This is a genomic window from Ornithinibacter sp. (assembly GCF_035443565.1).
In the GTDB taxonomy this organism is placed as follows: domain Bacteria; phylum Actinomycetota; class Actinomycetes; order Actinomycetales; family Dermatophilaceae; genus Fodinibacter.
Genome location: NZ_DAORSO010000090.1, coordinates 1 through 10,101, shown reverse-complemented (window position 1 = coordinate 10,101; position 10,101 = coordinate 1). Strand labels below are relative to the sequence as shown.

9 protein-coding genes and 1 riboswitch are annotated in these 10,101 nt (G+C 72.6%); of the genes, 7 read left to right on the top strand and 2 right to left on the bottom strand.

Features of this window, described 5'->3' with window-relative positions; translation table 11 throughout:
• The first annotated feature begins 35 nt into the window (after positions 1 to 35).
• The 4 genes from PLL68_RS10055 (at position 36) to PLL68_RS10040 (ending at position 3,823) form a co-directional block, all read left to right on the top strand.
• On the top strand, positions 36 to 512 hold the full coding sequence (locus tag PLL68_RS10055; protein WP_324533684.1) for a nucleoside deaminase: 477 nt from the start codon (positions 36 to 38) through the stop codon (positions 510 to 512).
• Positions 513 to 551: 39 nt separating this feature from the next.
• Positions 552 to 1,052: a hypothetical protein gene (locus tag PLL68_RS10050; RefSeq protein ID WP_324533682.1), complete on the top strand. Its 501-nt coding sequence runs from the start codon at positions 552 to 554 to the stop codon at positions 1,050 to 1,052.
• A gap of 105 nt (positions 1,053 to 1,157) precedes the next feature.
• Positions 1,158 to 2,333 (top strand): CaiB/BaiF CoA transferase family protein, encoded by a 1,176-nt coding sequence (locus PLL68_RS10045; protein WP_324533680.1) that lies wholly within the window; start codon positions 1,158 to 1,160, stop codon positions 2,331 to 2,333.
• Positions 2,330 to 3,823 (top strand): carboxyl transferase domain-containing protein, encoded by a 1,494-nt coding sequence (locus tag PLL68_RS10040; protein WP_324533679.1) that lies wholly within the window; start codon positions 2,330 to 2,332, stop codon positions 3,821 to 3,823. Before PLL68_RS10045 ends, PLL68_RS10040 begins: the two co-directional genes overlap by 4 nt.
• Positions 3,824 to 3,842: 19 nt before the next feature.
• Here PLL68_RS10040 and PLL68_RS10035 read toward each other — a convergent pair whose 3' ends face one another.
• On the bottom strand, positions 3,843 to 4,784 hold the full coding sequence (locus PLL68_RS10035) for a DMT family transporter (protein WP_324533677.1): 942 nt from the start codon (positions 4,782 to 4,784) through the stop codon (positions 3,843 to 3,845).
• A 215-nt stretch (positions 4,785 to 4,999) separates the two neighbouring features.
• Between PLL68_RS10035 and PLL68_RS10030 the strand changes: the two genes are divergently transcribed.
• The 3 genes from PLL68_RS10030 (at position 5,000) to PLL68_RS10020 (ending at position 8,288) form a co-directional block, all read left to right on the top strand.
• On the top strand, positions 5,000 to 5,935 hold the full coding sequence (locus tag PLL68_RS10030) for a carbamate kinase (RefSeq protein WP_324533675.1): 936 nt from the start codon (positions 5,000 to 5,002) through the stop codon (positions 5,933 to 5,935).
• A gap of 60 nt (positions 5,936 to 5,995) precedes the next feature.
• Positions 5,996 to 7,135, top strand: coding sequence for a barbiturase (gene bar / locus PLL68_RS10025; protein ID WP_324533673.1), 1,140 nt, complete (start codon positions 5,996 to 5,998; stop codon positions 7,133 to 7,135).
• A gap of 85 nt (positions 7,136 to 7,220) precedes the next feature.
• A complete protein-coding gene (locus tag PLL68_RS10020) occupies positions 7,221 to 8,288 on the top strand; it encodes a DUF418 domain-containing protein (RefSeq protein WP_324533671.1) in 1,068 nt (355 codons plus the stop codon).
• Positions 8,289 to 8,351: 63 nt separating this feature from the next.
• Here the strand turns inward: PLL68_RS10020 and purH are convergent, their stop codons facing one another.
• Entirely contained in the window at positions 8,352 to 9,980 is a 1,629-nt protein-coding gene (gene purH / locus PLL68_RS10015) for a bifunctional phosphoribosylaminoimidazolecarboxamide formyltransferase/IMP cyclohydrolase (RefSeq protein WP_324533669.1), read from the bottom strand.
• 34 nt (positions 9,981 to 10,014) lie between these two features.
• Positions 10,015 to 10,094, bottom strand: a riboswitch (ZMP/ZTP riboswitch).
• Positions 10,095 to 10,101: the final 7 nt, after the last annotated feature.

The window sequence follows — 10,101 nt, the reverse complement described above, 5'->3', positions numbered from 1 at the left end:
GCCTGTCCCGAGGGCGCGGATGAGACGATCCCGGCATGAGCGATGGTCAGATCTGGTTGGACCGCGCCGTTGACCTGGCCGTGGAGAACGTCGGCCTCGACGGCGGGCCCTTCGGCGCCGTGGTCGTGCGCGACGGGGTGGTCATCGGCGAGGGCGCCAACCGGGTCACCGCGGACCTCGACCCCACTGCCCACGCCGAGGTCGTGGCCATCAGGAACGCCTGTCGGCAGGTCGGCGACTTCGCCCTCGTGGGCGCCACGATCTACGCCTCGTGCGAGCCGTGCCCGCTCTGCCTCGCCTCGTCGTTGTGGGCTCGCCTCGATGCGGTGGTCTTTGCCGCGGACCGGCACGCCGCGGCCGCCGCAGGGTTCGACGACGCCGCCTTCCACGCCCTGTTCGATGCCGCGCCCGACTCGGGGGCGTGGCCGCTGCGGCGCGATCACCACCCGACGGCACGATCTGAGGAGCCGTTCGACGCCTGGCGGGCCAGGCTCGACCGCACGGCCTACTGACCGGCAGACTGACGGGCAGACCCCGACGAGGAGGCCTCCGTGGACGTCAGCACCTTCTACGCGCTGTTCTCCGCGACGTGCTTCACCCTCGTCGGCCTCTGGTGGACCGTCGTCGAGCGCAACCGCCCCTGGCTGCGTGACCCGGCCACCCGCCGCCGCGTCGGAGCCGTCTACCTGTCGTTCCTGCTGCCCGCCCTGATGGGGTTGTTCGCCCAGGTCGGCGGCACCGAGGTCCCGCTGTTCTGGCGAGCGAGCTTCGTCGTCATCGCTGCCGTCGGTGCCCTCGGGACCGTGCGGCTGCTGCGGGCCGGGCGCAATGACCCGGATGCCGGGATCTTCGCCCGGCTGTGGTGGGCCAGCGCCGTGCTCTACGCGGTGATCGCGGTCGTCGGCGTCGCACCCGAGCTCGCCCGCACGGTGGGCCTGACCCCGCTCCAGGCCGAGGCGACGATGCTCATCCTGCTCGTCGCCATCGCGCACGCCGTGGCCTGGGAGTTCATGACCCGCCACGTCACGGACGATCCCGCTGGCACAACCTGACAGCCATTCACGGCCAATGACGGCCCGCCCTGCCGAACGACGCCGGATGCCGCGTGGCTAGGTTGACGGCATCCCCCTCTCCTTCCAGCGACGCCAGGAGCCACCGTGGCCGGACCCCTCGACGACGTCGTCGTCATCGACCTCACCCGAGCACTGGCCGGGCCACACTGCGCGATGATGCTCGGCGACATGGGGGCTCGGGTCATCAAGGTCGAGAACCCCGGTGGCGGGGACGAGTCCCGCGGCTGGGGGCCACCCTTCGTCGGGCCCGACGACGAGCCGGTGTCGACGTACTTCCTGTCGTGCAACCGCAACAAGGAGTCGGTGACCCTCGACCTGAAGACCGACGACGGCCGCGAGACGCTCGCCCGCCTGGTGACCCACGCCGACGTGCTGCTCGAGAACTTCCGTCCCGGGGTGCTCGACCGGCTCGGCTTCAGCGTCGAGCGCCTCCACGAGCTCAACCCCGGCCTTGTGCTGCTCTCGATCAGCGGTTTCGGGCACGACGGCCCGCAGGGTGGCCGCGCCGGCTACGACCAGATCGCGCAGGGCGAGGGCGGGCTGATGTCCCTCACGGGCGCCGACCCCGAGCACCCGCAGCGCGTCGGGGTGCCGATCGGCGACCTGCTCGCCGGCATGTACGGCGCCTACGGGGTGGTCTCGGCCCTGCACGAGCGCAACCGCACCGGCAAGGGCAGGGTCGTGCGCACCTCGCTGCTCGCCTCGATCGTCGGGGTGCACGCCTTCCAGGGCACCCGCTACACGGTGGCCGGTGAGGTCGGGGCGGCCGGGGGAAACCACCACCCGTCGATCTGCCCGTACGGCCTGTTCACCTGCGCCGACGGCATGATCCAGCTCGCCTGCGGCAGCGAGGGCCTGTGGGTCAAGCTCGCCGAGGGTTTCGGCCTCGACCCGTTCGCCCCCGGCTTCGCCACCAACCGCGAGCGCGTCGGCAACCGCGAGCTCGTCATCGAGACCCTCAACGCGGCGTTCGCCGACCTTCCCCACGCGACCCTCATGGAGCGCCTGGCCGAGCTCGGCATCCCCGCGGGCGAGGTGCGGACCCTCGACCGCGTCTACGACTGGGACCAGACCCGCAGCCAAGGCCTCGTCATCGACGTCGAGCACCCGGTGCTCGGGCAGATCGAGATCCCCGGGCCGCCGATCCGGTTCGACGACAACACCTTCGCGGGCGGGCGCAGCGAACACCTGCACCCGCCACGGCTCGGTGAGCACAACGAGCGCGTGCGCGCCTGGTTGGACGAGAAGGACGCGCAGTGAGCGAGCGCCCGCGCCGCCCCGGCGCCCACGAGCTGCTGGCCGAGGTGCTCGACGAGGGCTCGTTCGTCTCGTGGGACCAGGCCCCGCTCGAGGTTGCCCCACCCGGAAGCACCTACGCCGCCGAGCTCGCAGCAGCCGCTGAGCGGGCCGGCACGGACGAGTCGATCATCACCGGTGAAGGGCGCATCCACGGGCACCGGGTCGCCGTGATCGTCGGTGAGTTCACCTTCCTCGCCGGCTCGATCGGGCGCGCGGCGGCCGAGCGGGTGACGCTCGCGTTCGAGCGGGCCACCCGCGAGCGGGTCCCGCTGTTCGCCGCCCCGGCATCCGGCGGGACACGCATGCAGGAGGGCACCCCGGCGTTCGTGACGATGGTGAAGATCTCGGGCGCGGTGGCCGCGTTCAAGGCGGCGCAGCTGCCGTACATCACCTACCTGCGCCACCCCACGACCGGCGGGGTGCTCGCCTCGTGGGGGTCACTCGGCCACGTCACGGTCGCCGAGCCGGGCGCGACGATCGGCTTCCTCGGCGCCCGGGTCTACGAGGCCCTCTACGGTGAGCCGTTCCCGGCCGACGTGCAGACCGCCGAGAACCTGTACGAGCACGGGCTGCTCGACGCCGTGCTGCCCGTCGAGGCGCTCCCTCCGATCGCGGGTCGGTTCCTCGACCTCGTGCTCGCACCGCACGACACCGAGCCCGTGCCCGCGGTGCCGCGCGAGCCGCTGCCCGACCTGCCCGCGTGGGAGTCGGTCACCCGCTCGCGTGACCCCGAGCGCCCGGGGGTGCGCGCCCTGCTCAAGCTCGGCGCGACCGACGTGCTGCCGCTGTTCGGCACGGGCGCCGGTGAGTGGGACCGCAGCCTCTTCCTCGCGCTGGCGCGCTTCGGGGGGATGCCGTGTGTCGTCCTCGGGCAGGACCGCCGCGCCGAGCGGGCGGAGGCGCCGCTCGGCCCCTCGGGTCTGCGGGTGGCCCGGCGCGGCATGAAGCTCGCGACCGAGCTCGGGCTGCCGCTCGTCAGCGTCATCGACACCGCCGGTGCGGCGCTGTCGAAGGAGGCCGAGGAGGGTGGCATGGCCGGTGAGATCGCCCGCTGCCTGGCCGAGCTCGTCGTGCTCCCGGTGCCGACGGTGTGCGTGCTGCTCGGGCAGGGCACCGGCGGTGGGGCGCTGGCGCTCATGCCCGCCGACCGCGTCGTGTGCGCCCAGCACTCGTGGCTCTCGCCGCTGCCACCCGAGGGCGCCTCGGCGATCCTGCACCGCACGCCCGATCGCGCCCCGGAGCTCGCGACGCAGCAACGGGTGCGCTCACTCGACCTGCTCGAGGCCGGCATCGTCGACCGCATCGTCGCCGAGCACCCGGACGCCGCCCAGGAGCCCGAGGCCTACTGCCGCCGGATGGCGCAGGCGATCCGGCACGAGCTCGGCGACCTCGTCGCCCTCCCACCGGAGACCCGGCTCCAGGCCCGCCACGCCCGCTGGCGCGCCCTGTAGCCGCGCATCCGGATGCCGGTCAGCGGGCGGCGGTGAGCGCCTCCCGGGCGTCGTCGGGCACCGCGACGGACGGGCGGCTGCTGCGCTGCTCGTGCAGTGCGAGGCCGACGACGGAGGCCAGGACGAGCGCGAAGCCGACCCACTGCGACCCGGTGAGGCTCGCGTCGAAGGCCACGATGCCGACGACGGCCGCAGTGAGCGGGAAGGCGAGTTCGGCCAGGGTCGCCCGCGAGGCGGGGGTGTGTCCGAGCGCGCGGTAGTAGAGAACCAGCGCCAGCAGACCGGGGAACAGGGCGAGCAGGAGGATCCGCGGCGCCGCGTCGACCCCGATGGCGAGCGGGGTCGACGTGACACCGCTGATGGCGAGCAGGGTCACCAGGCCGACGGTGAAGCGCAGCGCGGTGAGGTCGGAGAAGCGCAGCTCGGCACTGGCGGCCCGGCCGAGCACGGTGCCGGCGGCCCAGAGGGCGGCGGCGCCGACGGCCAGGGCGGCAGCCTGGGCACTGGACACGCTGACGCCCATCGGGTCGGCGAAGGCCAGCAGCCACGCACCGAGGATGGCCGGCAGGGCGAAGACGGCGTAGCTGCGGCGCAGCCGCTCCCCCAGCACCAGCGCTGCGAGGGCGATGGCGATGAGCGGCTGGAGCTTCTGCAGCACCTGCGGCGTGATGGGGTCGCCGAGCCGGAACGCCGCGGTGAACAACGTCGTGGCGAGGGCCGAGGAGCCCGCGCCGATGACGAGCACGCTCACCTTGGTGCGCGTGCTGGCGGCGAGGACCCGGCGCACGGCCGGCACGATCCACGGGCTGACGAGCACGACGAGGACGAGGTGCTCCCAGAAGACGATGGCCAGGGCCGGGTACTCCTTGGCGAGCGGGCCCCGCCACAGGGCCGACAGACCCCAGAGCGAGGCCGCGAGCGCGACGAGCCAGGTGCGGTCAGCAGCACGGCGAGCAGTCATGCCGCACAGCATCCCTCATCCATCGCCGTGAGTGCGGAAGTGGTTGCCGGGGCAGCCACTTCCGCACTCATCGCCGAGAGGGGGCGCAACAACTTGCCAACCGATGGAGCCCCATTGGGCAGGTCCTGACAACGCCTGCCTCTGCGGCGGCTTCTAGTGTCGAGACCCCGGGACCCCCCGGAACCACGAGCAGAGCCAGCCAAGGAGGGCGTGCCATGCGGGTAGTTCTCGCGCTGGGCGGCAACGCCATGACCGCGCCCGACGGCAGCGCGACCCCGGCAGCCCAGATCGCTGCGGTGGAGGTCGCGATGACCGCGGCAGCCCGTCTCGTCGCCGCCGGTCACGAGCTCGTCATCACCCACGGCAACGGCCCCCAGGTGGGCAACCTGCTGGTCAAGAACGAGCTCGCCGCGCACGTCGTCCCGCCGGTGCCGCTCGACTGGTGCGGCGCCCAGACCCAGGGCACCCTCGGCTTCACGATCCTCGACGCCCTCGACGACGCCCTGGCCGCCACTGGCACTCGCCGCCCGGTCGCAGCCATCGTCACCCGCACCCTCGTCGACCGTGACGACCCCGGGTTCACCCACCCCACGAAGCCCATCGGTCGCTACCTCAGCCACGCGCAGGCCCAGCCGATGATCGACCACGGCCAGGTCTGGCAGGACCGCGGCGAGAAAGGCTGGCGCCGCGTCGTCGCCTCCCCCGAACCCCTCGAGGTGCTCGACGTCCCGGCCCTGCTCACCCTGCTCGAGGCCGGCCACGTCGTCGTCGCGGCTGGCGGCGGCGGCATCCCCGTCGTGCGCGACGCCGCCGGTCGGCTGCGCGGCGTCGAGGCCGTCATCGACAAGGACCTCACCGCGGCCCTGCTCGCCCGCACCATCGGCGCCGACGTCCTCGTCATCGCCACCGACGTCGACCACGCCGCCGTCGACTGGGGCACGCCCACCCAGCGCGACCTCGGCCGCGTCACGGTCTCGCAGCTTCGGGCCCACGCCGCCGACGGCCAGTTCGCGTCGGGGTCGATGGGCCCCAAGGTGGACGCCGCCATCCGCTTCGTCGCCGGCGGCGGGCCGCGCAGCGTCATCACGTCCCTCACCCACATCACCGACGCCGTCGAGGGCAGCTTCGGCACCGTCGTCGACCCCGACTGACCACCAACCGCACCAGACCCACCGAGCCGCCCCCCGGCATCCACGAAAGGAACCCGCACCGTGCCTGACGCCATCGAGGTCCGCAAGGTCCCGCTGCACACCGTGTCCGACGCCTCCGAGCTGGGCAAGCTCATCGACGAGGGCGTGTTCGAGGCCAGCCGCGTCATCGCGGTCATCGGCAAGACCGAGGGCAACGGCGGGGTCAACGACTACACCCGCATCATCGCCGACCGCGCCTTCCGCGAGATCCTCGTCGAGAAGGGTGCCGACCCGGCCGCCGTCAAGGAGATCCCGATCGTGTGGTCGGGCGGCACCGACGGCGTGATCAGCCCCCACGCGACCATCTTCGCGACCGTGCCCGCCGACAAGGCCGAGCAGACCGACGAGCCGCGCCTGACCGTCGGGTTCGCGATGTCCGAGCACCTGCTGCCCGAGGAGATCGGGTACACCTCGATGGTCTCCAAGGTCGCGGATGCCGTGAAGGTCGCCATGGAGCGCGCCGGCATCACCGACCCGGCCGACGTGCACTACGTGCAGACCAAGACCCCGCTGCTGACCATCCACACCATCCGTGACGCGAAGGCCCGCGGCAAGCAGGTCTGGACCGAGCACACCCACGAGTCGATGGACCTGTCCAACGGCTGCACCGCGCTCGGCATCGCCGTCGCCCTCGGCGAGATCGAGATGCCGACCGATGCCGACGTCATGCACAACCGCGAGCTGTTCTCCTCGGTCGCCTCGTGCTCCTCGGGCGTCGAGCTCGACCAGGCGCAGGTCGTCGTCGTCGGCAACGCGCGCGGTGTCGGCGGTCGCTACCGCATCGGCCACTCGGTGATGAACGACGCCCTCGACCAGGACGGCATCTGGGCGGCGATCAAGGATGCCGGCCTCGACCTCCCCGAGCGCCCGCACCGCAGCGACCTCGAGGGCCGCCTGGTCAACGTCTTCCTCAAGTGCGAGGCCAGCCTCGACGGCCAGGTCGCCGGTCGCCGCAACGCGATGCTCGACGACTCCGACGTGCACTGGCACCGCCAGATCAAGTCGTGCGTCGGTGGCGTCACCGCCTCGGTGACGGGTGACCCGGCGGTGTTCGTGTCGGTGTCGGCCGCGCACCAGGGCCCTGAGGGTGGCGGCCCGGTCGCGGCGATCGTCGACCTGGGCTCGGGTGAGCCGACGGGGTACCGCCCCCCGACGACCTGACCCACCTCGTCGAGAGGAGGCAACACGCCGTCTGCATCATGGTGCAGACGGCGTGTTGCCTCCTCTCGACCGGCAGACTTCGCCCATGCGCGTCTCCGTGACCATCCCGGCGGCCGGCCACCACGGGCGCCGCACCCGCCTCGACGGGCTGGATGCCGCTCGCGGCCTGGCCGTCGTGTCGATGCTCGTCGCGCACCTCAGCCCGGTCGGCGGCCCTGCCACCATCACGGAGTACCTCACGGCGCCGCTCTTCGCCGTCATCATCGGCACGTCGATGGGCATCCACCTGCGCGACCGCTCCCCCCACCCCGACCGGTTCCTCGGCGACAACCTCCAGCGCGGCCTCATCCTCATCCTGCTCGGCATCCTGCTGCAGCGGCTGTACGACCAGGTCATCATCGTGTTGCCCCACCTCGGCGTGCTCGTCATCGTGCTGGCACCGCTGGCCCTGCTGCTGCGCCGGATGCCGGTGCTCACCGTGGGTCTCGCGGTTGGCCTCGCCGTCGTGGCACCGGTGGTCGTCGACCGGGCCCGACTCGCCGCGAACGAGAACATCGCGACGTGGCCGGGGTGGCTGGACGACCTCATGGGGTGGGTGGCCACGGGTGACGCCTACCGGCTGGCCACCCTGCTGCCCATGGCACTCGGAGGGCTGGCCCTGGCGGCGGTCCTGCACCAGGTGACGCACCTGCCGCAGGCCTGGGTCGTGGCGGGGGCGCTCTTCGCAACGAGCCTGGCGGCCTACCGTCTCGGCGCGGGGACGGCATCCGGCTCGGCCGCGTACAGCGGCACCACCGCCGAGGTCATCGGGGCCACCCTCCTGGCGACGGGCAGCGTGGTGGCGTCGTTCATCATGCTCGCCCTTGCGGAACGGTTCTCGCTGCGCCGGGTGCTCGAGCCGGTGCTGGCGACTGGACGGCTGGCCCTGACGGCCTACACCGTGCAGATCCTCTGGCTCGCGCTGCTGTCGGTCCTGCGTGACGGCGCCCCGGACGACGCGTGGTGGATCCTCGGCTCGAGCCTCGTCGTCGTGGTCGGTGCCTGCTGGGCCCTGGACCGCTGGTGGGGCACCGGTCCGCTCGAGTGGCTCGTGCACCGGCTGCGCCCGCGGCGCGTGCCGGACACCACCCCCCGGCACGCCGCCACCCGCTGACCCCGATGCGCCGCGCCCGTCCCCCCGATCGACCGATAGGTCGCCGCAGGGACGCCCAGTGCCTCAGTGGGCGAAGTGCCGCGTCCCGGTGAAGTACATGGTCACGCCGGCGGCCTGAGCAGCCTCGATCACCTCTGCGTCGCGCATCGACCCACCGGGGGCGACGACGGCGCGCACGCCGGCGTCGAGCAGCACCTGGAGCCCGTCGGCGAACGGGAAGAACGCGTCGGATGCCGCGACGGCACCTCGCGCGCGGTCCTCACCGGCGCGGGAGACGGCGAGGTGGCAGGAGTCGACCCGGTTGACCTGGCCCATGCCGATGCCGACCGAGCCACCGCCGCGGGCGAGCAGGATGGCGTTGGACTTCACCGCGCGCACCGCCCGCCAGGCGAACTGGAGGTCTGCCAGGGTCGCGTCGTCGGCCGGGTCGCCGGAGACCAGGCGCCAGTTCACGACGTCGTCGCCGCCGCTGACCGTGTCGTCGTCGCCGCGGACCACGGCGTCGACGCCGTCGCGCTGCTGCATGAGCAGCCCACCGCTGATGGGGCGCGTCTCGACGCCACCGCGGCCGGGGGCCGCGCACCGCAGGAGGCGGACGTTCTTCTTCGCCGTGAGCACCTCGAGGGCATCGTCGTCGAACCCGGGGGCGACGACGACCTCGGTGAAGATGTCGGCGACGGTGCGGGCCATCTCGACGGTCACGGGGCGGTTGGTGGCGATGATGCCGCCGAACGCCGAGACCGGGTCACACTCGTGGGCCTTGCGGTGGGCATCGGCGATGTCGGTGCCGACAGCGATGCCGCAGGGGTTGGCGTGCTTGATCACGGCCACCGTGGGCTGGTCGCCATGGTCGTAGGCGGCTCGGACCGCGGCGTCGGCGTCGATGTAGTTGTTGTACGACATCTCCTTGCCGTGCAGCTGGGTCGCCTGCGCGAGGCCGGGCTGGGGCTGGAAACCGTTGGTGTAGAGGGCCGCCCGCTGGTGCGGGTTCTCGCCGTAGCGCAGCACCGCCGCCTTGTCCCACGTCGCGCCGGCCCAGGCCGGGAAGCCGGTTCCCTCCGAGGTGTCGGTGTAGGCATTGCCCATCCACGACGCGACTGCCACGTCGTAGGTCGCGGTGTGCACGAACGCCTGGGCCGCGAGGCGCTGACGCTGGGCGAACGTGAACCCGCCGCCGCGCACGGCATCCAGCACGTCACCGTAGGTCGACGGGTCGGTGACCACGGCGACGCTGGGGTGGTTCTTGGCCGCGGCGCGCACCATCGAGGGGCCGCCGATGTCGATGTTCTCGACGATCTGGTCAGCCGCGGCCCCCGACGCCACCGTGTCGGCGAACGGGTAGAGGTTGACGACGACGAGGTCGAAGGCCTCGACACCGAGCTCGGCGAGCTGGGCGACGTGGTCGGGCTTGCGGGTGTCGGCGAGGATGCCGGCGTGCACGAGCGGGTGCAGCGTCTTGACCCGGCCCTCGAGGCACTCGGGGAAACCGGTGAGCTCCTCGACCTTGGTGACGGGCAGGCCGAGCGACTCGATGAGGGCGGCCGACCCACCGGTGGAGACCAGGGCGACCCCGGCCTCGTGGAGGCCGCGGACGAGGTCGTCCAGCCCTGCCTTGTCGAACACCGAGATCAGGGCGCGGCGCACCGGCCGGACGTCCTGCGTGGGGCCGGGGGTGGACACTTCGACAGCCATGGTGGGCTCCTTGCGGGGTCGGGTCGGTCACGCTGCGGGGCACCCAGGCGGGCGATGCGTCCCGACGTGTGACTTCCCGGTGGTGCCCCACCCTCGCCAGTCGTCCCGATCAGTCTACCGA

What these genes read in the sequence shown, in the direction of transcription:
- PLL68_RS10055 (WP_324533684.1), top strand. Translation starts at nt 36, where the DNA reads ATGAGCGATGGTCAGATCTGGTTGGACCGCGCCGTTGACCTGGCCGTG.
- PLL68_RS10035 (WP_324533677.1), bottom strand. Translation starts at nt 4,784, where the DNA reads ATGACTGCTCGCCGTGCTGCTGACCGCACCTGGCTCGTCGCGCTCGCG.
- PLL68_RS10030 (WP_324533675.1), top strand. Translation starts at nt 5,000, where the DNA reads ATGCGGGTAGTTCTCGCGCTGGGCGGCAACGCCATGACCGCGCCCGAC.
- PLL68_RS10020 (WP_324533671.1), top strand. Translation starts at nt 7,221, where the DNA reads ATGCGCGTCTCCGTGACCATCCCGGCGGCCGGCCACCACGGGCGCCGC.
- purH (WP_324533669.1), bottom strand. Translation starts at nt 9,980, where the DNA reads ATGGCTGTCGAAGTGTCCACCCCCGGCCCCACGCAGGACGTCCGGCCG.